Source organism: Pseudoalteromonas sp. M8 (genome assembly GCF_018141365.1).
GTDB lineage: Bacteria > Pseudomonadota > Gammaproteobacteria > Enterobacterales > Alteromonadaceae > Pseudoalteromonas.
The window spans coordinates 293,231-317,007 of the sequence record NZ_CP047240.1; the positions used below are offsets into that span (position 1 = coordinate 293,231).

General features: G+C 43.8%; 20 protein-coding genes. 15 read left to right on the forward strand and 5 right to left on the reverse strand.

Annotation, left to right across the window (positions count from 1 at the left end):
* The first annotated feature begins 12 nt into the window (after window positions 1-12).
* From GSF13_RS06465 to can, 7 genes are all read left to right on the forward strand, one after another.
* On the forward strand, window positions 13-936 hold the full coding sequence (locus tag GSF13_RS06465; protein WP_174170899.1) for a branched-chain amino acid transaminase: 924 nt from the start codon (window positions 13-15) through the stop codon (window positions 934-936).
* 92 nt (window positions 937-1,028) lie between these two features.
* Window positions 1,029-2,885, forward strand: coding sequence for a dihydroxy-acid dehydratase (ilvD, locus tag GSF13_RS06470; protein ID WP_211867549.1), 1,857 nt, complete (start codon window positions 1,029-1,031; stop codon window positions 2,883-2,885).
* Between the two features lie 2 nt (window positions 2,886-2,887).
* The gene (gene ilvA, locus GSF13_RS06475; RefSeq protein WP_010607768.1) at window positions 2,888-4,429 is read left to right on the forward strand and encodes a threonine ammonia-lyase, biosynthetic; all 1,542 of its coding nucleotides are present in this window, start codon (window positions 2,888-2,890) and stop codon (window positions 4,427-4,429) included.
* 57 nt (window positions 4,430-4,486) lie between these two features.
* Window positions 4,487-4,921, forward strand: coding sequence for a hypothetical protein (locus GSF13_RS06480; protein ID WP_010607769.1), 435 nt, complete (start codon window positions 4,487-4,489; stop codon window positions 4,919-4,921).
* Between the two features lie 122 nt (window positions 4,922-5,043).
* Window positions 5,044-6,096, forward strand: a complete 1,053-nt coding sequence (locus GSF13_RS06485) for an ABC transporter substrate-binding protein (RefSeq protein WP_211868963.1) — start codon at window positions 5,044-5,046, stop codon at window positions 6,094-6,096.
* 27 nt (window positions 6,097-6,123) lie between these two features.
* On the forward strand, window positions 6,124-7,320 hold the full coding sequence (locus tag GSF13_RS06490; protein ID WP_130163354.1) for a methyltransferase: 1,197 nt from the start codon (window positions 6,124-6,126) through the stop codon (window positions 7,318-7,320).
* Window positions 7,320-7,988, forward strand: a complete 669-nt coding sequence (can, locus tag GSF13_RS06495) for a carbonate dehydratase (RefSeq protein WP_010607772.1) — start codon at window positions 7,320-7,322, stop codon at window positions 7,986-7,988. The genes GSF13_RS06490 and can overlap by 1 nt, the downstream gene beginning before the upstream one ends.
* Before the next feature lie 66 nt (window positions 7,989-8,054).
* On the opposite strand, the gene GSF13_RS06500 is transcribed toward can, so the two are convergent.
* Window positions 8,055-8,324: an accessory factor UbiK family protein gene (locus GSF13_RS06500; RefSeq protein WP_010607773.1), complete on the reverse strand. Its 270-nt coding sequence runs from the start codon at window positions 8,322-8,324 to the stop codon at window positions 8,055-8,057.
* Between the two features lie 191 nt (window positions 8,325-8,515).
* Here GSF13_RS06500 and rep point away from each other — a divergent pair, with 191 nt between their 5' ends.
* A complete protein-coding gene (gene rep / locus GSF13_RS06505; protein WP_211867551.1) occupies window positions 8,516-10,531 on the forward strand; it encodes a DNA helicase Rep in 2,016 nt (671 codons plus the stop codon).
* On the opposite strand, the gene GSF13_RS06510 is transcribed toward rep, so the two are convergent.
* The 3 genes from GSF13_RS06510 to elbB form a co-directional block, all read right to left on the reverse strand.
* On the reverse strand, window positions 10,517-13,087 hold the full coding sequence (locus GSF13_RS06510; RefSeq protein ID WP_211867561.1) for a diguanylate cyclase: 2,571 nt from the start codon (window positions 13,085-13,087) through the stop codon (window positions 10,517-10,519). The genes rep and GSF13_RS06510 overlap by 15 nt on opposite strands.
* Window positions 13,088-13,309: 222 nt before the next feature.
* Window positions 13,310-13,702, reverse strand: a complete 393-nt coding sequence (locus GSF13_RS06515; protein WP_010607776.1) for a cytochrome c5 family protein — start codon at window positions 13,700-13,702, stop codon at window positions 13,310-13,312.
* A 244-nt stretch (window positions 13,703-13,946) separates the two neighbouring features.
* Window positions 13,947-14,597 carry an isoprenoid biosynthesis glyoxalase ElbB gene (gene elbB / locus GSF13_RS06520; protein WP_010607777.1) on the reverse strand — a complete coding sequence of 217 codons (651 nt, stop codon included), beginning with the start codon at window positions 14,595-14,597 and terminating at the stop codon, window positions 13,947-13,949.
* 432 nt (window positions 14,598-15,029) lie between these two features.
* Here elbB and polA point away from each other — a divergent pair, with 432 nt between their 5' ends.
* The 3 genes from polA to GSF13_RS06535 all read left to right on the forward strand — a co-directional run bounded on the left by polA (window position 15,030) and on the right by GSF13_RS06535 (window position 19,488).
* Complete coding sequence (gene polA, locus GSF13_RS06525; protein WP_174170895.1) at window positions 15,030-17,786, forward strand: DNA polymerase I; 2,757 nt, start codon at window positions 15,030-15,032, stop codon at window positions 17,784-17,786.
* A gap of 615 nt (window positions 17,787-18,401) precedes the next feature.
* Complete coding sequence (locus GSF13_RS06530) at window positions 18,402-18,971, forward strand: YceI family protein (protein ID WP_211867562.1); 570 nt, start codon at window positions 18,402-18,404, stop codon at window positions 18,969-18,971.
* Complete coding sequence (locus GSF13_RS06535; RefSeq protein ID WP_174170894.1) at window positions 18,958-19,488, forward strand: DUF1285 domain-containing protein; 531 nt, start codon at window positions 18,958-18,960, stop codon at window positions 19,486-19,488. The genes GSF13_RS06530 and GSF13_RS06535 overlap by 14 nt, the downstream gene beginning before the upstream one ends.
* A gap of 17 nt (window positions 19,489-19,505) precedes the next feature.
* Here the strand turns inward: GSF13_RS06535 and yihA are convergent, their stop codons facing one another.
* On the reverse strand, window positions 19,506-20,144 hold the full coding sequence (yihA, locus tag GSF13_RS06540) for a ribosome biogenesis GTP-binding protein YihA/YsxC (RefSeq protein ID WP_010607781.1): 639 nt from the start codon (window positions 20,142-20,144) through the stop codon (window positions 19,506-19,508).
* Between the two features lie 454 nt (window positions 20,145-20,598).
* Here yihA and GSF13_RS06545 point away from each other — a divergent pair, with 454 nt between their 5' ends.
* The 4 genes from GSF13_RS06545 to GSF13_RS06560 all read left to right on the forward strand — a co-directional run bounded on the left by GSF13_RS06545 (window position 20,599) and on the right by GSF13_RS06560 (window position 23,648).
* A complete protein-coding gene (locus GSF13_RS06545; RefSeq protein ID WP_010607782.1) occupies window positions 20,599-21,231 on the forward strand; it encodes a c-type cytochrome in 633 nt (210 codons plus the stop codon).
* A gap of 636 nt (window positions 21,232-21,867) precedes the next feature.
* Window positions 21,868-22,521 carry a class I SAM-dependent methyltransferase gene (locus GSF13_RS06550; RefSeq protein WP_010607783.1) on the forward strand — a complete coding sequence of 218 codons (654 nt, stop codon included), beginning with the start codon at window positions 21,868-21,870 and terminating at the stop codon, window positions 22,519-22,521.
* 24 nt (window positions 22,522-22,545) lie between these two features.
* Entirely contained in the window at window positions 22,546-23,133 is a 588-nt protein-coding gene (gene yihI / locus GSF13_RS06555; protein WP_211867564.1) for a Der GTPase-activating protein YihI, read from the forward strand.
* Window positions 23,133-23,648 (forward strand): DUF2489 domain-containing protein, encoded by a 516-nt coding sequence (locus GSF13_RS06560; protein WP_010607785.1) that lies wholly within the window; start codon window positions 23,133-23,135, stop codon window positions 23,646-23,648. Before yihI ends, GSF13_RS06560 begins: the two co-directional genes overlap by 1 nt.
* Window positions 23,649-23,777: the final 129 nt, after the last annotated feature.

The following is a 23,777-nucleotide window of genomic DNA, read 5'->3' on the forward strand; positions in this document are numbered from 1 at the left end:
AGGTAGTTAACAATGACACAAACATCAGAAGTAATTTGGCATAACGGTGAAATGGTTCCTTATTTTCAAGCGACCACCCATGTGCTTAGTCATGCTTTACATTATGGCAGCTCAGTTTTTGAAGGGATCCGTGCTTACGATACGCCAAATGGTCCAGCTGTTTTCCGCTTAACCGATCATATTCAGCGCCTCTTTGATTCCGCGAAGATCTACCGTATGGAAATTCCTTTTACCAAAGAGGAAGTAATCGCAGCGTGTAAAGAGACTATCCGCGCAAATGACTTTACCAATGCTTACCTTCGTCCATTTGCATTTTTAGGTCATGTAGGTCTTGGTTTAAATCCGAAATCGCACCGTGCAGACATGACAGTCGCTGCGATGGAATGGGGTGCATACCTTGGTGAAGAAGGCTTAGCACAAGGTGTTGATGTGTGTGTTTCTTCTTGGAGTCGCCTCGCACCAAATACCATGCCTACTGCGGCTAAAGCGGGTGGTAACTACTTATCTTCACAGCTTATTTCAGGTGAGGCGAAGCGTAATGGTTATGTTGAAGGGATCGCACTTGATGTTAATGGTTATCTGAGCGAGGGCGCTGGTGAGAACTTATTTGTTGTGAAGAAAGGCGTGCTTTATACCCCGCCAACCACAGCTTGTATTCTACCTGGTCTTACGCGCGACACGATCATCCATTTGGCGAAAAAACGCGGCTATGAAGTACGTGAAGAGCCGATCGCTCGTGAAGCGCTTTATCTTGCTGATGAGTTCTTTATGGTTGGTACCGCAGCGGAAGTAGTACCTGTTCGCAGCGTAGACAAAATTACCGTGGGTAATGGTGGTAGAGGTCCAATTACGGAAGAGTTACAGCAGGCCTATTTCGCTTTGGTTAAAGGTCAAGCTGATGACGAAAATGGCTGGTTAGAGTACGTAAGCGAATAATTTTATTGGTATCGGGGTCAAACGCCCCGAACAAAAGCGCATTGTAAATTGTGGGAATGAGGAACTCGGCATAGCCGAGAAAAAGGTGAAACATGGCTAAATTACGGAGCAAGACAACTACTGAGGGCAGACAACGCGCGGGAGCTCGTGCATTGTGGCGAGCAACGGGAATGACGGACAGTGATTTCCATAAACCGATCGTTGCGGTCGTGAATTCATATACCCAATTTGTTCCGGGTCATGTTCACCTCAATCAACTTAGCGCATTGATGGCTGATGCGATAACAGAAGCAGGCGGCGTACCTCGCGAATTTAATACCATTGCTATTGATGATGGTATCGCCATGGGTCACGGCGGCATGCTTTACTCGCTTCCGTCTCGAGACTTAATTGCAGATTCGGTAGAGTACATGGTTAACGCTCATTGTGCCGATGCTATGGTCTGTATTTCTAACTGCGACAAAATCACCCCAGGCATGCTACTTGCGGCACTGCGGTTGAATATTCCGGTGATCTTTGTTTCCGGCGGCCCGATGGAAGCGGGAAAAACTCGTTTAGCGGATATCGATCTAAAATTGGATCTTGTCGATGCCATGGTAAAAGGTGCAGATCCGACGGTGAGTGATGAAGACTCTGAGCAAGTTGAGCGCTCTGCTTGTCCTACTTGTGGTTCGTGTTCAGGCATGTTTACTGCCAACTCCATGAACTGTCTTTTAGAAGCGCTGGGCTTAGCGTTACCTGGTAATGGTACGACACTAGCGACACACAAAGACCGCCAACAGCTTTATTTGGGCGCAGCAAATCGCATCATGGCTTTATGTGATGAGTACTATGGTAAAGACAACGAGCAAGTGCTGCCACGCAACATTGCTAACCAAGCCGCATTTATGAACGCCATGACATTAGATATCGCGATGGGCGGTTCATCCAATACCGTGCTGCATTTATTGGCGGCTGCGCAAGAAGGCTTTGTCGATTTTGATATGAATGACATAGACCGCTTATCTCGTAGCACACCCTTTTTGTGTAAAGTTGCTCCGGCAACACAACAGTATCACATTGAAGACGTTCACCGTGCTGGCGGCATTATGGCCATTCTCAACGAGCTGGCCAGAGGCGATAAATTGGACCTGTCGGTGGGGCATGTTGCTGGCGGAAATCTAGGTGAAGTTATTGCGCGTTGGAATGCCGCAGACAGTGATAACGAACGGGCACAAACTTTCTATCGCGCGGGGCCTGCTGGGATCCGCACTACCCAAGCTATGAGCCAAGAGTATCGCTGGGATGAGCTTGATTTAGACCGTGAAGGCGGCTGTATTCGCTCTATCGAGCATGCCTTTAGGCAAGATGGCGGCCTTGCAGTATTAAAAGGTAACTTAGCGCCTGATGGTTGTATCGTGAAAAGTGCCGGGGTGGCCGATGAAATGCTGCGCTTTACGGGGCCCGCTGTAGTATTTGAATCTCAAGACGATGCCGTCGAGGGAATACTGGGTGGCCAAGTTAAGAAAGGTGATGTAGTGATCATTCGCTACGAAGGGCCTAAAGGTGGTCCGGGTATGCAAGAAATGCTGTATCCAACTAGCTATCTTAAATCGATGGGGCTAGATAAAGACTGCGCTTTACTTACCGATGGTCGTTTTTCCGGCGGTACTTCTGGACTTTCTATTGGCCATGCGTCTCCAGAGGCTGCCAGTGGTGGCAATTTGGCGCTGGTTGAAAACGGCGATGTTGTTGCCATCGACATCTATAACCGCAGCATTGACGTTAAATTGGATGACACCGAGTTGGCGCTGCGCCATGAAGAGCAACTCGCTCGTGGTAAAGAAGCGTACAAACCAGTTAACAGAGAACGTTATGTGAGTCCCGCACTAAAAGCCTATGCACTGTTAGCAACGAGTGCCGACAAAGGCGCGGTACGTGACTTACAAAAACTAGAGGAGTTAGGCTAGCGATGGTTTCCCAAGAGCTTGATTACTTTAGAGCCATTATTCAGGCGAATGTGGCACCGCTCGTTGAGGTAACGCAAGTGAATCAATTAGAGCAAATGTCCGCCCAGCTTGGTAACCAAATTTGGCTAAAAAGAGAAGATCAACAGCCGGTCTATTCTTTCAAATTGCGTGGTGCGTATAACAAGCTACGTCAGTTGCCGAAAGGAGCGCGGGTGTATACTGCTTCTGCGGGTAATCATGCTCAAGGGGTTGCACTAAGTGCAACGCATCTAGGTCAGCACGCCACCATTGTAATGCCTGTGACTACGCCAGAGATCAAGGTCAACGCGGTTCGTAAGCTCGGTGGTGAAGTGATCTTACACGGCCATCACTTCGATGCGGCAAAGCAGTACGCGCTAGATCTTTGTGCAGCGCAAAGTGGTGTTTTTGTCCCGCCGTTTGATGATAAAGATGTGATCATCGGCCAAGGTACGGTGGCGCGAGAGTTAATTCAGCAACTTGATGAACTAGATGTCGTATTTATTCCCGTAGGAGGTGGTGGTTTGCTTGCGGGAATGGCGGTGTATTTGAAGTCACTTCGCCCTGATATCCGTATTATTGGGGTAGAAGCTGAGGACAGTGCATGCCTTAAAGCCGCGCTTGAAGCGGGAGAACCCGTGGAGCTTGAGCGAGTCGGAGGCTTTGCGGACGGCGTGGCGGTAAAGCTTATTGGTACAGAAACTTTTCGATTAGCACAAAAGTTCTGCGACGAAGTCGTGACGGTTAATGCCGATGAAATTTGTGCGGCGGTTCAAGATATTTTTGTGGAGACGAGAGCAACTGCAGAGCCTTCCGGCGCGTTATCAACTGCGGGCTTGAAGAAGTGGCTCGCGCAAACGGGCGAAAAGGGGCTGAGTGTTGCGGCTATCTTGTCAGGCGCAAATTTAAACTTCGATCGGTTGAGGTATATCGCCGAAAGAACGGCGCTAGGTGCTAAACATGAAGCATTGCTCGGTGTGACTATTCCTGAAGAAAAAGGCAGCTTTAAGCGTTTTTGTCACTCTCTTGGTGGCCGAGCGATCACTGAGTTTAACTATCGCTATGCCGGCTGTGGCGAAGCGCAAATTTTTGTTGGTGTTGGACTTAGAAATGGCCAGCAAGAGCTAACTGAGTTAACCGCTTCGTTGCATCAAAACGGCTACCTGTTTGATGACTTATCAGATAACGAACTGGCAAAGTTACATGTGAGATATATGGTAGGCGGCAAACCGCCGAGCGTCATGAATGAACGTTTATTGCGGTTTGAATTTCCTGAATATCCGGGCGCATTAGCGCGCTTTTTAGACATGCTCGGCTGTAATTGGAATATTACTTTATTTCATTATCGCAATCACGGTGCGGCACAAGGCAATGTGTTAGCCGCTTTTGAAGTAGAGCCCAGTGATTATGAGCGCTTTGATGAACATCTTGCAAAGTTAGCGTATCAATTTCAAGAAGAAACAGATAACCCGTGTTTTACACGCTTTTTGCATGGCGAGCAGTTAGCAAAGCAAAAGGCTGGATAATAAGTACTGAATTAGGTACGCTGGCCATGAAAGTACCGAATTTTATCAGTGAATTATATGATTAGAAAAAGAACAAATAAGGACATCTTCATAACGTTAGTTGCAAGGCTTTTACTGCTTGCGGGCTTATATTTTGGTGCGAGCGCGCTTTGGCCAGATCTGTTTGAACACACACTTTTCTTGCCAATTGCGTTTGCAATAACAGTGATATCGGTCGTATTCCAAGGTGGTACAGGTACCAACAGACGCCCAGAGCAAATGTTATTAAAAGAGGGCGAGAAGTTAATGCTCATCTACGGGGCAAATAAAATTATGATGCCAATAGCGCAAGTTGAGTCTGTCGCTATTGATGATAATTACCTTGGGATCATCGAGAAGAATAATGGTAATGGCTATGACATTATGTGCAAAGGCAGCCAGGAGCAGATCTATCATCACCTTAAGAACATACTAGGTACACATATAGAGAATTGCAAAGTACAACTACTTTGAATCCTAGTCAGTTAAAATAGTACTTAACTCACTTTCATATTCAATACTTACCCAATCTTAATGGCAGCCTGAGCACCTTAAACTATAGTTAGCTATTATCAGTTGAAAAACGCAAGGATATGATGTTTAGGTACTATGTTGCGTTATTACTTTTATTTTTGAGCACTCAAATTGCAGCCCTTGAAAAAGTCACATTACAGTTAAAGTGGACACATCAATTTCAGTTTGCTGGTTACTATATGGCAAAGGAAAAAGGGTTTTATCATAGGGAAGGGTTAGACGTTCATATTCTTCCTGCCGATCCCAATAATCCTAACGTTGATTTTCGTGTGTTATATGGTCAAGCTCAGTTTGGTGTGTTTCACTCAGGCCTCTTAAAACAAAGACTCAATGGTAAACCCTTTGTGGCGCTTGCTGCGATACTACAGTCTTCTCCTTATTGTTGGATGGTAAGAGCCGACAGTGATATTTATGTTCCTCGTGATTTTCAGGGGAAACGCCTCAGTCATTTAGGACACACAGAAAACGGTGAGTTGCTCATGATGTTGCAACGTGCCGGCGTCAATACACAAAATATGCGCTTGTATTCAGGCAATGAGCCACTGAAAGACTTTATCGCTGGTAAATTTGATGCGATGCAAGTTTATAGCACCAATGAGCCCTATGCAGTACAGCAAAGCGGTCTATCAACCCGTGAAATTTGCCCAAAGCAGTTTGGTTTAAACGTTTATGCTGACGTGCTCTTTACTACGGAAAGCGTACTAGAAAACCGCCCTGAGCTTGTTAAACGCTTTCGTCGTGCGAGCCTTAAAGGTTGGCGATACGCTATGTTACATCTAGAAGAGACTTTAGCGATAACTAAGCAGCAATACGCTACCCAAAAACCCCTAGAACAGCTCGCATTTGAGGCAGAGAAGTTAAGGGAATTCATAAAGGTGGCTAATATTCCAATTGGAACAATGTCAACGGCAAAATGGCAATGGATAGCACAGCTATATCACTTAGATGTGAGTCAGTTTCATGAACACAAAGCGCGCTTTATTTATTCAGAAGTGAAGAATGAACAACCTAAGCTATCTTGGGTGTTGATTATTGCAGCGATTTTGACATTGGTTTGTATCCCAATGTATATCCACTTAATTTTTTCTCGTAAATATCATCAACAATTACGCTAGAATAAGGGTATTGTTTCTCTGACAACCGTGGCCATTGTGGAACCGAGCAAACGCTTTCAACTTCTAGATAAATTATTATTCGATACCCGACAATATTGGCAAGTCGTTGCTTTTGAGCATCTCACTATTCCTTGGCCACAACTGCAATCTGAATTACTGCGGTTAAGCGACGATGCAGTATCAACATTAGACAGTGACACTGATGCCCTTTTTACTTTTTTTAGTCGCTATATTCCCGAACTTGAACAACTTACGGTCTTAAGTGCTTTACCGCAAAAAGTGGGCCGTAGAGATGAGTTACCATTTTGGCTGAGTAATGGCATAAAGGGACGTAAATTAGAGCAACTTCAAGACTTTGTTGCCGCAGTAAACGAAACCAAAGCATCGGTACTAGAGTGGTGCGCAGGTAAAGGTCATTTAGGCCGATTGCTTTCTTATCATGGCGCGCCTGAAGTGAACAGTATTGAGCTTCAAGCGGATCTGTGTCGGCAAGGAGAGGAAAGTGCGAAGCGGCAAAATCTAAACTTGCATTTTCATTGTGCCGACGTGCTGAAAGATGACATACATCACCACTTCGTTGAAAATCGCCATGGTATTGCCCTGCATGCATGTGGTGAATTACATCGTGTATTTATGCACCAAGCAGTGGCGAATGGCATGAAAAAGCTATCGCTCTCTCCATGCTGCTATCACTTATTTACACCACCTGATTATCAAGCCATGAGTGTTGAAGCACAGCAGAGTCAGCTCAACTTATCTCATCACGATATGAAGTTAGCGCTGCAAGAGACAGTTACAGCACCCGGGAGAGTGGCACAAGTACGTAAAAAAGAGGTGAGTTGGCGCTTAGGGTTTGATGCGCTGCGCAGAGAACTTACCGCAGATAAACATTACGTGAGTGTGCCTTCGGTCAATAAGGCTATTTTTTCTGGGTCGTTTAGTGAATTCTGTTATTGGGCAGCTGAGCAGAAGCAGCTCGCCCTGCCTGATGGAATTGATTTTGACCAATATGAACGTATTGGGCGTGAACGAAAACAAGTAACGGACAGAATTGAGCTAGTACGACACGTGTTTCGTCGTGCGATTGAGATCTGGTTGGTCCTGGATAGGGTTTTATATCTGCAAGCAGCTGGGTATGATGTCACCCTTAGTACTTTTTGCGAAAAGTCGCTCACCCCAAGGAATATTTTGATACAGGCTGAACGTCAGTCGGAGAACCATTAATGTGTAATACGAGCCCAAGTCCACTGAGTCACTTACTCGATAATAATAAACAGTGGGCAGATCGCACCAATGCCAGTGATCCTGAGTTTTTCAAAAAACTGTCGCAACAACAGAATCCAGATTATCTATGGATCGGCTGCTCTGACTCTCGTGTGCCTGCCAACGAGATTGTTGACTTAATGCCTGGAGAATTGTTTGTTCACCGCAATGTTGCCAATGTCGTGGTGCATACTGATCACAACTGTTTGTCGGTCATGCAGTATGCGGTCGAGGTGCTCAAAGTAGATCACATTATGGTGGTCGGTCACTACGGTTGCGGTGGAGTGCAAGCGGTGCTCGATAATGCTAAGTTTGGCCTTATCGATAACTGGCTGCGTCATGTCGCTGATGTGAAAGAGAAACACCAAGCGATTATTGAACAAGTGAGCAAAGAAAAGCAGTGTGCGGCGCTTTGCGAGTTAAATGTGATAGAACAGGTGCGTAACGTGTGTCAGAGCAATATCGTTCAAGATGCTTGGCAGCGAGGTCAAGCTTTGACGGTACACGGGTGGGTTTATGGCCTTGCTGATGGCCTCTTAAATGAGGTGGTGAACGCCGTAGAAAATATGGAGCAACTGTCGCTTTGCTATGAAAAGTCTCTGCTTGGTGTGAACCAGCGCTATTGCTAGGGTCAACAGAGTTTAGAGATTGCGTGCGCCACAAGCGCACGCTTTACTATCCGAAGCTGTGGTTGCTTATTTCTGCGAGTCGGATGCTTGGCTGGCAAGTTGTGCTTCTAACTGCGCCACTTTTTCTTCAAGTTCAACCAATTTTTCACGCGTGCGGATCAGCACTTTGCTTTGAATATCAAACTCTTCTCTGCTAACAAAATCCATTTCTGATAATTTGCTCTGGATCGCCTGTTTCGTTCTTGCTTCAAATGTTTCAGCAAGATTTTTTACGCCCTGTGGCATGTTACTGGAAATTTGCTTAGCAATTTCTTCAATTTTGGCTGGATTAATCATCTTCTTACCTTAGCTTGCGAGTCAGTATACAAAGTCCATCTTACCTTATGCGCCGCAGACGGAAAAGGTTCGCTTCATAGTTTTACATGGATACGATAAACTAGGGCCTGTTTATAAGAATTCCTCAACCCCTCAGCACTGACAGTTGTAGCCAACATTGTGCCAAGCAAGAAGATAACCGGATTAGTTGCATGAAGCTCAACCCAAAACAAGACGAAGCGGTAAAATATATCAGTGGTCCATGCCTTGTATTGGCAGGTGCGGGCTCAGGTAAAACCCGGGTTATTACCAATAAAATTGCCTACCTAGTGCAGCAGTGTGAATACAAAGCAAAGAATATCGCAGCGGTCACCTTTACCAACAAAGCGGCGAAAGAAATGCGTGAACGTGTGGCACAAACTTTGGGCAAGCAAGAAGCTAAGGGTTTGTGGGTGTCGACATTCCATACATTAGGGCTGGAAATCATTAAAAAAGAGGTCAAGACCTTAGGGTATAAACCTGGCTTTTCCTTGTTTGATGATCAAGACACGAATCAGTTGTTAAGTGAACTCACTGAAAAAGAGCTTGAGCGTGATAAAGACTTACTCAATTTGCTGAAAATGCAGATTGGTAACTGGAAGAACGAGCTTATTTTGCCTGAGCGTGCTATTCGAGAAGCGCGAGAGCCACAAAAAGCGCTATTCGCTCAGCTTTATGCGCGTTATCAAACACAGCTGCGTGCTTACAATGCCCTAGACTTTGACGATCTTATTATGATCCCAACTTTGCTTTTGAATCAGTCAGTTGATGTGAGAGAGCGCTGGCAGCAACGTTTCCGCTATTTGCTGGTGGATGAGTATCAAGATACCAATACCAGCCAGTACCAGTTAGTGAAATTGCTGGTAGGTGAGCGCGCACGTTTTACTGTGGTTGGTGACGATGATCAGTCTATCTATTCATGGCGTGGCGCTAAACCGCAAAACTTAGTGCTACTGAGCAAAGACTTTCCAGGCCTAAGACTTATCAAGTTGGAGCAAAACTATCGTAGCGCAGGGCGGATCCTAAAGGCTGCGAATATCCTTATCGCCAACAATCCCCATGAATTTGATAAACAGCTGTTTAGTGAACTGGGGTATGGCGATCCGATCCGTGTGATAGCGACTCGTGATGAAGAACATGAAGCGGAGCGTGTGGTCGCGGAGATCATTTCACATAAGTTTATGAAACGTACCAGCTATCGCGACTATGCATTGCTCTATCGTGGAAATCACCAAGCTAGAGTGTTTGAAAAAGCACTCATGACCAACCGTATTCCATACAAAATTAGTGGCGGTATGTCGTTCTTTGCACGCAGTGAAATCAAAGACATCATGGCTTATTTGCGGTTCTTAGTGAATCAAGATGATGACAACGCATTTTTACGTATCGTCAATACCCCACGACGCGAGATTGGTCCGGTAACATTAGAAAAGCTAGGAAGCTTTGCCAACGAGCGTCATATTAGTCTATTTGCGGCGTGTTTTGAGTCAGAGCTTGCGGACCGTTTGGCGGGTCGTGGCTTAAATGCATTGATGGGATTTGCGCGCTGGGTGGTTGAGCTTTCCGACCGAGCAACCCGCGGAGATACCTTGGAAGCGGTAAAAGATATGATCCGTGAAATTAATTACGAAGCGTATCTTTACGAGTCATCTCCCAGCGCTAAAGCGGCGGAAATGCGGATGAAAAACGTATCAGAACTATACCGTTGGATAAGTGATATGCTCACGGGAGATGCTGATAACCCCGCCATGACACTGCCAGAAGTGGTAAGCAAACTCACATTAAGAGATATGCTTGAGCGCAATGAAGAGGAAGATGACTCAGATGCAGTGCAGTTATTAACGCTGCATGCGTCCAAAGGTCTTGAATATCCACACGTATTTATGGTGGGGATGGAAGAAGGGTTACTACCCCACCAAACGAGTATTGACGAAGATAATATCGAAGAGGAAAGGCGTTTGGCCTATGTTGGTATAACTCGCGCTCAGCAAACCCTAACATTGACTTATACCAAAAGTCGTCGTCAATTTGGTGAGCAAATCACCCCAGAGCTGAGCCGCTTTGTACAAGAATTGCCGCAAGATGATTTACAAATTGAAGGGAAAAAGCCTGTAGCGACACAGGCAGAACGAATGGAAAAAGGTAAATCTAACGTTGCGAATTTACGGGCAATGCTAAGACGGGACTGATTCGTTATCAAAATTTTGGATAAAGGCTACACGTTCGTTGCCCTTATCCAACATTTGCTGTTTGCCAAAAAATAGCTGCAAGCCATGCTTTTCCAGTAAGCTTCTAAAGTTTAAAATCGCAGGACCTCGGGCGATGACCTTAATATTCTTCACTTTAGTAACGGCTAAAATACCTTGCAATTGAACCTCATAACTCGTTTGTTGTAAGACGCGTTTACTAAACGTCGAGCTTAATAAGACATAGGTAAAGTCAACTTGGCTGATCAGGGTTAGATCGCAGCGATCTTTACCAAAATTATTCAGTCCGATAGGGATCCCCATATCGGCCAAGGCTCTGAGATTTAATACTTGCTGACTAGAAGCAAAGCGAATTTCGCTCTCTTCGAAGAGTAAACAAAGTGTTTTGTCTTGCCGCTGTAGCTGCTGCTTTAACGCGTCAAAATGTGCACTTTCTAGTAACATTGCAGAACAACCAAATAGCATATCTTCATCGCGGTTACGTGCTATTTCTTGCGCTTTGTTTAGTAGATGCAATTCAATTTCAAGCAGCTGAGATTTTTCTGCGGCAAACTTTTTCAGAATATCAAAACTGGTGCTGCCTAATACTGGATGTTCGCCAAAGGCTTCCAAAAAGCCAATTGGCTGGGCGCTATCTGACCAGTTTACGATTTCCGTGCAGCGGAAGTGAGTAGGGAGCTTATCTAGGTGATGCTGTTCTTGTTGCTTCTGAGCGTTTGAGCTTGCGGTAAGTAATGGATGATAAAACTCATAGCGACCACGGCCAGCGTTTTTGGCATAGTACATTGCCGCATCGGCATCTCTGATAATTTCATCGGTGTTACGATACAGCTTATTACTATAGGTGATACCTATGCTGGCACCACTTTGCATGCATACTCCTTTCAAGCAGAAAGGTTGCTGCATGACTTTGATAATACGCTTGGCGACATCTTCCGCTTGCTGACGATCGGTTAGGTGATCAAGTAAGATCACGAACTCATCACCGGCAAGTCGTGCTAATAAATCGTGTTCACGAATACACTCTAAGAATGACTGTGCCACCCACACCAAAAACTGATCGCCTGCTTGGTGACCTAATTCATCATTTATGTCTTTAAACTTATCTAAATCGATAAAGAGAACGGCAAAGTTATCTTCGGGGTAACGATGATGTTTTTGCAGCGTCTTTTCGAGCTGAGTTAAAAACAAACTACGGTTTGGTAGACCCGTGAGTGAATCATGATGGGCATCATGATAAAGCTGTTGCTCAATCTTCTTGCGCTCTTCCATCTGCATTTGTAGATGTAAGTTGGCTTGCTGTAGCTCTTTGGTCTTCTCCGCAACTCGATGTTCTAACTGCTGGTGACTGATCTTAAGCGCTTGGTTCGCTAGGTGCGTTTGTAGTACAGAGGCAATTTGATTAGATACAAACGAGATCAGCTCAACATCATCATAATTAAATTCGTGTTTGTGCTCGTAAGCTTGGCATGCGATCAGACCGATGACGCCAGTAGCCGTTTTTAATGGTGCACCAAGCCAACTCGTTGCAGCAAGCTTGTGGTTATAGCCTGCAGGGCGCTCTACCGTGCCCTCTAGTGCTAAGGCTTTGGCACGGGTACTGTCTATCAATTGGCTTTGCTCAGTACGAATGACCAGCTCACTATACCCTTTTGCAAATGGGCGAGGGTTGTAACTGGTTTTTTCATCAACGCTATACGGGAAGGTGAGCCAATTCGTCTCTTTATCGTAAAGCGCTATGTAGAGGTTGTCGGCAAAAGTAATAGAACGAATAATGTCGTGAACTTGTTGGTAAACATCGTCAATATCGGAGAACTGGGTTGCTAATTCAGAGATCTTGAATAAGATTTGCTGTCTTTCTAGCGCACGCTTACGGTTTTCTATTTCTTTATTAAGTGCTTCATTACTTTGCATTAGTGCCCGCGTGCGAATTTTCACTTCAGACTCTAGTAACTCACGCTTTTTAACGCGTTCAATCGCTGTGGCCAAATATAATGACATCACTTCAAGCAATTCAACTTGATGATCGCTATAGGATTGTTCCGCTTCGTAGCTTTGCGACACCATAACGCCAATAATTGCGCCATCGCGATAGATAGGTACACCTACCCAATGCTCTGCTTGACTACCCATTATCTTAAAATCGCCAGCATTGGCTCGCGATAGCATGTCGTCTTTGGTGAGGTAAACAGTTTCACCGGTTTTAAATACAAACCCAGTTACACCATCTTTGAAGTGATGTGCTTCATGAAGAGGGACAGAAATACCATCTTTCTCATCAACAAAATACGATAGCTCAAGCGCTTGAGTAAAGCGATTTTGCAGGACAACATAAAAGCTTTTGCTAGGTAAATATTGAGACAGAATATTGTGGATTGCGGGATACAACAAGGTAAGCTCAGCAACAGTACTAGCCTGTTCTGATAACTGAATTAGTGTGTATTGAAGTTGAGACTTTCTTTTATACTTTTTAAGTAAAGACTCTAATCTGGCGGTTCGCCGAGATAGTCTCCTAACCTGCTGTTGTGGCTCTTCCAATGACGAAACCAGTTCTTATTGTTGTTTAATTATTGAGCTTAATAGTTTCACTTTTAGCCGAAGCGGTCAAGTGTAAATTTCTCATTCCTGCTCGCTTTATAGAGCGATATCAAGCCAGCGTTAATCATGGCTTTTATGGCACTATATTGAGACGAAAATGCAGCGATAAACGCTGCACTGTCCAATCAGTCTTTTTACCCTAATATAGAGAAGTTGAAATATTTATTTGCTTGTCATGAAATCAATTGCCGCTGCAATCTCATCATCCGAGCAGTTCATACAAGTACCACGAGGAGGCATTGCATTGAAGCCATTGATCGCATGGTCTAGTAATACGTCTTTACCTTTGGCAATGCGAGGCGCCCAATCGTCAGCTGTTTTTGGTGCACCTAGTGCGCCTGTGCCGTGACAAGCAAAACATGCTGCTTGATAAACCTGCTCACCTGAACGAGGTCCTGATGGCTCGGCTTCTGCAGCACTTTCAGCACCAGCTAAATATACTGAGCCGATAGGCTGAAGACGTTTCTTAATCGCTTCTTCAGTTAAAGAATTGTCGTATGGTTGCGCAACTGCGGCTGTTGATAGCAATAAAAGTGCTGCTGAAAGTTTTTTCATTTACCTTGCTCACTTCGTTTGAACGTGTTCAATCACGATAATGGATGACGGAATTATTGGGATTATAACGTCACCTGTTCATTTATAAAACGTAAACTTGAGTATAAATGGTTAAAACCATTAATTTATTGCGTTAGGGCAAGCTTTTTCGCCTAAATTTGCAATAACGTTAGGCCGAAATGTGAGTCGATCGGCTCTAACGTTTTCCTTTACTATTATGAATGGGTAGGAGAAGCGATCGCTTTTATGCCATTTCGATTAGTTTAGTCACCGCCTTTTCGATACCTGTCGCGGCTTCAAGGATGGATGACGCCAGCATGTATGCCGGTGTACTAATCACTTTTTCATTGTCATCAACAACGATCTCGGTTACTTCACAATCCACGTGTTTTGCACCAAGCGTATTAATTGCCGCTGCGGTATCAACATCATTACCTATGGTTGCGAGTGTACCAGGTGTATGGATATGGGCGATGAGTGCTGGCGCAATACATAAATAAGCAATAGGCTTTTGCTGATGATTGAACTCACGACATACGCGCTTTACGCTTTCAAGAATCGAAGAGTCTGCGCCTTTAAAAGCAAAATCGGAAAGGTTCTTTGCTACACCAAAACCTCCTGGTAATACCAAAGCATCGAATTCGTCAGCACTTAATGTTTCCAGATCTGCAATTTCTCCGCGTGCAATGCGGGCGGCTTCAACAAGAACATTACGACGTTCATCTTGTTCTTCACCGGTGATGTGATTGATCACATGGAATTGATCAATATTAGGTGCAAAGCACTGATAGCTTGCCCCCGCTTTTTCAAGATTGAGTAGTGTTAATACTGACTCGTGGATCTCGGCACCGTCGAATACACCACAGCCACTTAAAATTACCGCTACTTTTTTCATTCATTTCTCCCTTCAATGTCACATCATGCGCGCTATATGCATAAAAAGAATTATGCACGAATTAAAAAATTATAAAGGATCTTCTATGATCTTTGATCAATTGTGTTAGTATACTCCTCCGCTTGAGAAAATCAGGCTATTTTTTACTCACCTAGTTTGTTAAGCGTGACTAAAAAAATTCTTTATCCACAAAGCGGTAAAGATAATAACAATAAAAAAGGCACAAAAAGCGCAAGTAAATCAAAGTTTTAATTTACACTCTGACTTTTACAACAAAGTTTCGGAGCGATTTTTCGTGTTTGTCTACAAAGTTATCCACAGGTGCAGCACGATTTATCTAAATGATGAGATAACGCGAAACTCGTTTTATCTTGTGCCTTGTGGCATCCTTACATTCTACTCCACAAAAGACTAATTTAGGATCCAATATTTATGTCTCAGATCCCTCAAAATCCGTTGATCTTGGTTGATGGTTCTTCCTATTTATTTCGTGCTTATCATGCGCCACCACATTTAACAAATTCGAAAGGTGAAGCAACTGGTGCGATCTACGGTGTGATCAATATGCTTAAGAGTTTGCTTAAGCAATATCAACCAAGTCATATGGTAGTAGTCTTTGACGCTAAAGGGCCAACTTTCCGCAACGAAATGTATAGCGAGTATAAAGCGCATCGTCCGCCTATGCCGGATGATCTGAGAACGCAAATTGAGCCGATCCACGAAATAATTAAAGCAATGGGCCTGCCACTGGTAAGTATTAGTGGTGTCGAGGCCGATGACGTGATCGGTACATTCTCTAAAATAGCGTCAGAGCAAAGTCGCCATGTGCTAATCAGCACTGGTGATAAGGATATGGCGCAATTGGTCAATGAACATGTCACGTTGATCAACACAATGACGAATACGATCTTAGACCCTGAAGGGGTAGTGGATAAGTTTGGTATTGGTCCTGACTTGATCATCGACTATCTCGCGTTAATGGGAGATAAGGTCGATAATATTCCGGGCGTACCTGGCGTTGGTGAAAAAACGGCATTGGCGATGCTGCAGGGATTAGGCTCTATTGACTCGCTTTACGAAAACTTAGACAAAATTGCTGATTTAGGTTTTCGTGGCTCAAAAACCATGGCGAAAAAACTAGAGGAACACCAAGCGCAGCTAAAACTGTCGTATGAATTAGCCACCATTAAGCTGGATTGTGAAGTAGAGCAAGACTTAGAGCAATTTAAGATAGCTGAGATGGATAAAGATCGCTTAATCGAGCTATATGGTCAGTGTGAATTTAAGCGTTGGTTAGCTGAATTGCTGGATGGTCAGTCACAAGCTGATATCGTTGATGTGGAGGCTGAAGGGTCGGCGCCTGCGGCGGCGCAGGTCGACACCCAGTACGAGACCATTTTGACAAGAGCACAGCTTGATGACTGGGTAACTAAGTTAAAAGCAGCCCAGCTCATCGCTTTTGATACTGAAACCACCAGCGTTAACTATATGCAGGCGGATCTAGTTGGAATGAGCTTTGCGGTTGCACCGGGCGAAGCGGCTTACTTACCGATCAATCACGACTATGTGGGAGCACCTGAGCAGCTTTCTCAAGATATAGTGTTCGAGATCATGGCACCGCTACTTGCAGATCCTCAGATCAAAAAAGTGGGTCAAAATTTAAAATATGATCAAAGTGTGCTTGCTCGTGCAGGGCTTGAACTGCAGGGGATCGCTTTTGATACCATGTTAGAGTCTTACGTATTTAACAGCGTAGGAACTCGCCACGATATGGACTCCTTGGCGCTAAAATATTTAGGCCATAAAACCATTAGCTTTGAAGACATCGCAGGCAAAGGTAAGAACCAACTGACCTTTAATCAAATTGAGCTAGAAAAGGCGGCACCTTATGCAGCGGAAGACGCAGACATTACGCTGAGATTGCATCAACATCTCTGGCCGTTAATTGAAAAAGAAAATCGCCTTAAGCAGGTATTTACAGAGATTGAATTACCACTGCTGAGCGTACTTTCTCGCATTGAACGCACCGGTGTGCACATCGATGGCGATATGCTAGCGAAGCAAAGTATCGAGATTGAAAAACGCTTAGGTGAGCTTGAACAACAAGCTTTTGAAATTGCAGGTGAGGAGTTCAACCTGAGTTCAACAAAGCAACTACAAGCGATACTGTTCGACAAACTTGAGCTGCCAGTGATTAAGAAAACGCCAAAAGGCGCGCCTTCAACGGCCGAAGAAGTGCTACAAGAGTTGGCGCATGATTATCCTCTGCCAAAACTTATTATTGAGCACCGTGGCTTGGCTAAGCTGAAATCAACCTATACCGACAAATTACCAAAATTGGTTAATGCGGATACCGGTCGCGTGCACACTTCTTATCATCAAGCCGTTACCGCAACGGGCCGTTTAAGCTCAAGTGATCCTAACTTGCAAAATATTCCGATCCGTAATGAAGCGGGACGTCGTATTCGTCAGGCATTTGTTGCCGACAATAATAAACAAATCGTTGCGGCGGATTACAGCCAAATCGAGCTTAGGATCATGGCACATTTGTCACAAGACAAAGGGTTGTTGAGTGCCTTTGCTGAAGGTAAAGATGTACACAGTGCAACGGCGTCTGAAGTGTTTTCCGTGCCGCTTGAGGAAGTGACTTCTGATATGCGCCGCAAAGCCAAAGCGGTTAACTTTGGTCTGATCTATGGCATGAGTGCGTTTGGTCTGTCACGTCAGTTAGATATTCCAAGAAATGAAGCGCAACATTATATGGATATGTACTTTGAACGCTTCCCTGGTGTATTAGAGTATATGGAGCGTACGCGTGAAGAGGCTGCTGATAAAGGGTATGTAGAAACCTTATTCGGTCGCCGCTTGTATCTTCCGGATATCAATGCGCGTAATGGCGCTCGCAGAAAAGCAGCAGAACGTGCAGCTATCAACGCTCCGATGCAGGGCACTGCGGCGGATATCATCAAAAAAGCGATGATTAAAGTGGATGAATGGCTACAAAGCTGTGATAGCAATGATATCCAGTTGCTCATGCAAGTGCACGATGAATTGGTGTTTGAAGTACACAGCGATAAAGTTGCTGAATACAGTGAAAAAATCTGTGAGTTGATGAGCGCTGCGGCAGTACTTGATGTACCGTTATTAGTTGAAGCTGACAGTGGTGACAACTGGGAACAAGCACACTAGTCGATATTAAAATCTACCCGAGTTGCACTATGCGTTTAGATTAGTGCAACTTCATTCATCTTTGTTTGCAAGTATACACTAGCAGCATAGCGTCTTAATTTTGTAGCTTCTGTTAATCCCTAGTAACAAAAAATAAATTAACGTTGAAAGTTTATCAAATTGGCTCAAGTTTTGCTTTTTGGTGTTTATTTCTGGACGTCTATTTGTTAGAGTTCGCGCCGTCCTCATCCTGTAGGACATCCTGTTGATGATGTATCTCTCGAAAGAGGATACAGTGTATTGATAGCTTCTCCCCAGATTGCTATAGCGGCTCGTAACTTTTACGGGCCGTCTTTTTCTTCTCTTATCAAAGATGATAGCAATTGATGTAACTCCCCAATCAATGTGAATATGAAACCCCTATTAACTTCGTTAAAAATTGATCGTTTAGGGTAGCTAAATCACAACGTTTTTGCTTGGCTACTAAGGCTATTTTCTCGCTATAAAGTGAATACGATGGGCGTAAAAGTATTCCAACATAACGACGAGTTTATGATTAAAGGTTTATTTAATTTGCACTGCGTTTTACACTGAGCGCTCAAATGCAATTCACTCTCATTTCATAAGGAAGTCGTCATGCTAAAGTACCTTCTTTTAGGTAGTGCACTTATTTCTTCTCAGGCGTTCGCAGCTTGGCAATTTAATCAACAACAAAGCGATGTTAGTTTTGTGTCTGTGAAACAGGCTAGCGTTGCAGAAGTACATCATTTTAAAACGATAGATAGTACATTATCTGCTAAAGGCGAGCTTGAGGTTAATATTGACTTGGCAAGCGTTGAAACGATGATCCCGATCCGTAATGAACGCATGCAAAAGATGCTGTTCAATGTAGCGCAACACCCAAAGGCGAAAGTTAACGCTGATGTTTCTGAAGTGCTCGCTAAACTTAAAGCTGGTACACAAAAAATCAATGATGTAACAGCAACATTGACACTGCATGGTCAGATCCAAAAGATCAGCCTAGACTTATTGGTAACGAAAAGTGCTAATGGATTGGTGGTTACACCGGTAAATGCATTTATTCTCGATTCTAAGCAGTTTGGGTTAGATAAAGGAATTGAAGCGCTACGAGAAATTGCGGGTCTGAAGACTATCGCGACTAGCGTGCCTGTTAGCTTCAACTTGGTTTTTGATGAACAAAATTGATGCGTTAATCAAACAGTATGTTACGACTCATGCGCCGACCGAAAATTGGTCGGCGCCGTCGTGCGGTTTTTCTGACATAAAAATTGCTGCGGATGGTCGTTGGTTTCATCAAGGGCGTGAAATTAAACGGCAATCACTTGTTGCCTTGTTTGCTAGTGTTTTAACCTTTGATGGTCAACAGTATTGGTTAAAAACACCAGCAGAAAGTTGTGAGATTGAGGTGCTTGCTCATCCTTTTATTATCGAGCAATGGCGTTATTGTGATGAAGCATCGGCTTTGGAGTTATCACCTTGTATTATCGCGATAGATAATTTAGGCCGTGAGTGGCCCATTTGTGATGTGTTTCCACTAGCCCTTGAGCATGTTAATGGAGGAGATATTCCATTTCTCACACTCAATTATGGTTTAACCGCTAGAATTTCACGAAATGTCTATTATCAGTGGGCTGAATTGCTCGAGGAAGATGAAAAAGGTCTTTATCTGATGTCGGCAAAGACGCGCTTTTATCTTAGCTAAGCGCGCCCTACGTTTGATTATTCGCTCGCTTCTTCTTGAGCTTCTTTCACAAACGGACCTAAGTACCAATCATCCAGTTTCCACGCCAATTCGTTCAATCCGATACCTTTCAAAGAAGAAAACGCGTGAACGGTGATATCACCGTCTATTTCAGCTAGCGCTCGACGTACTTGTAGTACTTCTGCTTTGCGCTTACCTTGTTTTAGCTTATCGGCTTTGGTCAACAACGCTAATACCGGTATATTGCTGCCAGTCGCCCAGTTGATGAGATCCATATCGAGGTCTTTAAGAGGGTGACGAATATCCATTAATACCACAATCCCTTTAAGACATTTGCGGCGTTGTAAATATTCACCTAATGCTTTTTGCCATTTCTTTTTCATCTCTAATGGGACTTTCGCAAAGCCATAGCCAGGTAAATCAATCAAACGCTGATCTTCACCTAGAGAAAAAGTATTAATAAGCTGAGTCCGGCCAGGTGTTTTACTGGTGCGTGCCAGCTTTTGGTCTGTAAGCGTATTGAGCGCGCTCGACTTACCAGCGTTAGAACGACCCGCAAAAGCAACTTCAATTCCAGTGTCTGGTGGCAGTTTACTGATATCTGGGGCACTTGTGATAAATTGTGCCTGATTGTATTTAACGCGAGATTTTAGCACGCTGACTCCTAACTGATTAAACTTTCGCGGATGGAATTGCGTATTTTATAACAGTATGACGGAAACCAAAAGCATTGTGAGATTTGTTCTAAACGCCGCTTTTGTCGCTAATTGACTAAACCGTCGTCCCAAATATTAATTAATCTAGGTCAAGTCCCTATAAATTATAAGCTTAATATGGGCAGAAAACGTGCCAGAGAAAGTAATATCGTGTAGAATGTAGAAATTGCAATGTCAATCTAAAGTGTATACCTATCAGTAGTCACTACTGAGCAAGGCGTATTTAGATGGATCGGTGCTGTTTGGCGTTATATTTGCTAAGTTTGCATGTATGATTCATCTGATTAACATAACAACCTAATTAGTACTGATTGGTATTATTTGCCCGAGCAATAAAGAGAGCGACTTTGTTCGCGAGGGTACAAATTACAGGGTCGGAAACAGAGAATTTACCATGAAAAAAATAGCATTAACTTTAACAATGTTGCTTGGTACGTTGTCAGCAAGCAACGCATCGGCATTCGATGGTGACGCGGAAGCAGGTAAAGCAAAGTCTGCAACGTGTGCAGCATGTCACGGTCCAGATGGCAATGCCCCTGTGACTATGTATCCTAAAATCGCAGGTCAGCATGCAGATTATATCTATAAGCAGCTACAGGAGTTTAAGCTAGGTATGACGTCTGGTGGTAAAGAAGGGCGTATGGATCCTGTGATGAGTGGTATGGCTATGCCGCTGTCAGATCAAGATATGAAAGATTTAGCTGTATATTTCTCTTCTTTACCTATGTCTGCGGGTTCAACGCCTGAAGATGTTGTTGCTTTAGGTCAAAAGCTATACAAAGCGGGTGATGCTGAGCGTGGTATTCCTGCTTGTGCTGCGTGTCACGGTCCTCGTGGTAATGGTACTTCTTTAGCTAAGTTCCCGAAAGTGTCATTCCAGCACCCTGAGTACATCAAATCACAGCTTGAGAAGTTCCGTGATGGCACTCGCAACAATGACATGAATGGTATGATGCGTGATATCGCGAAGAAGCTTACGGATAAAGACATCGAAGTATTATCTAAGTACTTAGGTGGTCTACACTAAAGTCGTATAGTGAGTTTACCTCTCTCAGTGTAAACTCCTACTATTGAAAAAAGGGCAGCATAGGCTGCCTTTTTTTGTTGTTGAAGTTGTGAGATATATCTCACTTTTCATGTGAGATATTTGCTCGTGCAACATGTGAGTTTTAGCTTATTTTTAAGCTGTTGTTCAGTGTAAGTTTATGTAATTCATCTTTTTTCTGTTTAATTAAAAAAATTAAGGTAAGAAATTTGTTATTAAACAGTTGTAACTCAAGCTCAGGAGCGTAGATTATTCGTTGTCGCCAAGCAATACAAAAAAAGGGACAATTCGATACGGAAGCGTAGGTGGCAAAGTTATGTATCTAGTTGGATACGAAGGACTATCAAGAAAGCGTCAGGAAGGCCGAGAATAAGAAAATCACGGAAGTCTCATAATAAAAACAATATGGAAAGTGTCACGGAAGTCTAAAATAAAAACAATACGGACGACAATAAAATAAAAAGAATAATAATAAGACTTAAAAGTCGAAGGGAGAAGTGTCCAGTTGTGACGCTCAGATTAGTAGGCGGTAGAGAGTGATCTCTGCCGCCTTTTTATTTGGTTGCCTCTATTATACCTGATACAATAGCCGCCTTATTAAGCAATCACTGTTGACCATTGCAAGATTCAACTCTATTCAGTTGTGGCCTGTGCCAAGGTAATCAGCTTGAAGCCTACCATCAAGACAAGTATCGACTGTACTGGCAATGTCAAACCTGCCAGTTGGTGATGGTTGATCCCAAGTCGAGATTAACACCAGCTCAAGAAAAGGCCATTTATGATAGCCATGAAAACGATCTGGCTGATGAAGGCTATCGTCGCTTTCTAGCACGAGTGGCGGATCCACTGTTGGCACGTTTGGTGATACCAAGCCAAGGCTTAGATTTTGGCTGTGGGCCTGGGCCGCTGCTTGCGAAAATGCTTGAAGAAGCTGGGCATCAAGTTGCTTTGTTTGACCTGTACTATGCTAATGATGCCAGTGTACTGACTCGTCAGTACGACTTTATCGTCAGTACAGAAGTGGTGGAACATTTAGCAGAACCGGCAAAAGTATTAACGCAATTGTTAGCATGCTTAAAAGTGGGAAAGCCGCTAGCCTTGATGACCAAGCTCGTCATTGATAAAGCACGCTTTGCGAATTGGCACTATAAAAATGACCTGACGCATATTTCATTTTTTAGCCAAGAAAGCTTTGCGTATTTTGCCGCGCAGCAGGATTGTGAATTAGAATTTATTGGGAATGATGTCATCATTCTCACCAAGCGTAGTTAACGCGAGAATTTTGGATAACCAATTATGACCAGAAAGAAAAAGACACGTAAAGTTGCAGCCAATGGAACACCAAGGCTGAGTAAAGAAAAACTACAAGCGTTACGTACACTCAAAGAGCAGCGTAGCAAAAAAACCAAAGGTAAAAAGCCGGGTTCTAGAAATGCACCAGAGATCCTAGTGAAAGAGCAATCAAACACGACGACCAATAAAGATCCGCGTGTTGGTAGCAAAAAGCCAATTTCTTTGGTTGCTGAGCCACAACCGACTAAGTCGAATACACAGCCAGAGATGAAGCGCCATCTACAGCCGCAAGTTAAGCTAACTACAGCGGTAGAGACGTTAACTCCAGAGCAAGAGCTTGAGCAGTTAGAAAATGACGAACGCTTGATGGCGCTACTTGAACGCCATGAACGCGGTGAACTGCTAACAGGTAAAGATGCGAAATACTTCAATCGCGGCATTGCACGTCATCAGGAGCTATGTGAGATCTTAGGAATTGATGATGAGTTTGAAGAAGGCGATATGCTAGAAGATGATCCAATGGATCAGTTTATGAGTAATGATCTAGCAAATGAATGGTTAGACGACGACTTTGAGGAAGATGATAAGTAATGAATACTGCATGGATCATCGCAATCATTATTGGTGCCCTGATTATTGCTGGACTGGCGTTTTACGCGGGTAAATTACTATGGCAGCTGAAGGTACAAAAAGAGCAGATTGCCAAACATCGCGAGCAAAAGGCTGCTGAGCTTGAAAAGTCACGGCAGCAGCGCAATGGAAAAATTGCAGATAGCGTTAACTTGATTGCGCGTGCGATGAAGGAAAAACAATGTGAATATTCTGAAGGGTGTTTACGAGTTTGGGTACTCATCTCGCAATATAGCTTTGACGAGGAAGTTGACTTACAACAAAGTTATCCTGGTGTTTATCAGATGTATGATGAAGTCAAAGAAATGCCAACTCATGACGCGCGTAAGAAGTATTCTAAAAAAGAGATTTTCAAAATGGATAGCCAGCGTTGGCGTGCTGAAGAGCGCCTAGAAGCGGAGATCTTACAGGACTGTGAAAAGCTGATAGCGCGCTTTAAAGCGGCTGCTGGCAGTGAAAATGTTATGTTTCAGTAAGTTGGCTTTGGAAAACGGCTAAGTGAATCTTTATCCAAACTTCAGATTAAACGCCCCAAGTGGGCGTTTTTAGTTCCAAATGAGAAATTCTTAACCCACCTTGGGTCAGGTTTACTCCTTCAAGTTGAG

Coding starts and splice junctions, on each gene's coding strand:
- GSF13_RS06465 (WP_174170899.1), top strand. CDS start 13: ATGACACAAACATCAGAAGTAATTTGGCATAACGGTGAAATGGTTCCT.
- ilvD (WP_211867549.1), top strand. CDS start 1,029: ATGGCTAAATTACGGAGCAAGACAACTACTGAGGGCAGACAACGCGCG.
- ilvA (WP_010607768.1), top strand. CDS start 2,888: ATGGTTTCCCAAGAGCTTGATTACTTTAGAGCCATTATTCAGGCGAAT.
- GSF13_RS06480 (WP_010607769.1), top strand. CDS start 4,487: ATGATTAGAAAAAGAACAAATAAGGACATCTTCATAACGTTAGTTGCA.
- GSF13_RS06485 (WP_211868963.1), top strand. CDS start 5,044: ATGTTTAGGTACTATGTTGCGTTATTACTTTTATTTTTGAGCACTCAA.
- can (WP_010607772.1), top strand. CDS start 7,320: ATGTGTAATACGAGCCCAAGTCCACTGAGTCACTTACTCGATAATAAT.
- GSF13_RS06500 (WP_010607773.1), bottom strand. CDS start 8,324: ATGATTAATCCAGCCAAAATTGAAGAAATTGCTAAGCAAATTTCCAGT.
- rep (WP_211867551.1), top strand. CDS start 8,516: ATGAAGCTCAACCCAAAACAAGACGAAGCGGTAAAATATATCAGTGGT.
- GSF13_RS06515 (WP_010607776.1), bottom strand. CDS start 13,702: ATGAAAAAACTTTCAGCAGCACTTTTATTGCTATCAACAGCCGCAGTT.
- elbB (WP_010607777.1), bottom strand. CDS start 14,597: ATGAAAAAAGTAGCGGTAATTTTAAGTGGCTGTGGTGTATTCGACGGT.
- polA (WP_174170895.1), top strand. CDS start 15,030: ATGTCTCAGATCCCTCAAAATCCGTTGATCTTGGTTGATGGTTCTTCC.
- GSF13_RS06530 (WP_211867562.1), top strand. CDS start 18,402: ATGCTAAAGTACCTTCTTTTAGGTAGTGCACTTATTTCTTCTCAGGCG.
- GSF13_RS06535 (WP_174170894.1), top strand. CDS start 18,958: ATGAACAAAATTGATGCGTTAATCAAACAGTATGTTACGACTCATGCG.
- GSF13_RS06545 (WP_010607782.1), top strand. CDS start 20,599: ATGAAAAAAATAGCATTAACTTTAACAATGTTGCTTGGTACGTTGTCA.
- yihI (WP_211867564.1), top strand. CDS start 22,546: ATGACCAGAAAGAAAAAGACACGTAAAGTTGCAGCCAATGGAACACCA.
- GSF13_RS06560 (WP_010607785.1), top strand. CDS start 23,133: ATGAATACTGCATGGATCATCGCAATCATTATTGGTGCCCTGATTATT.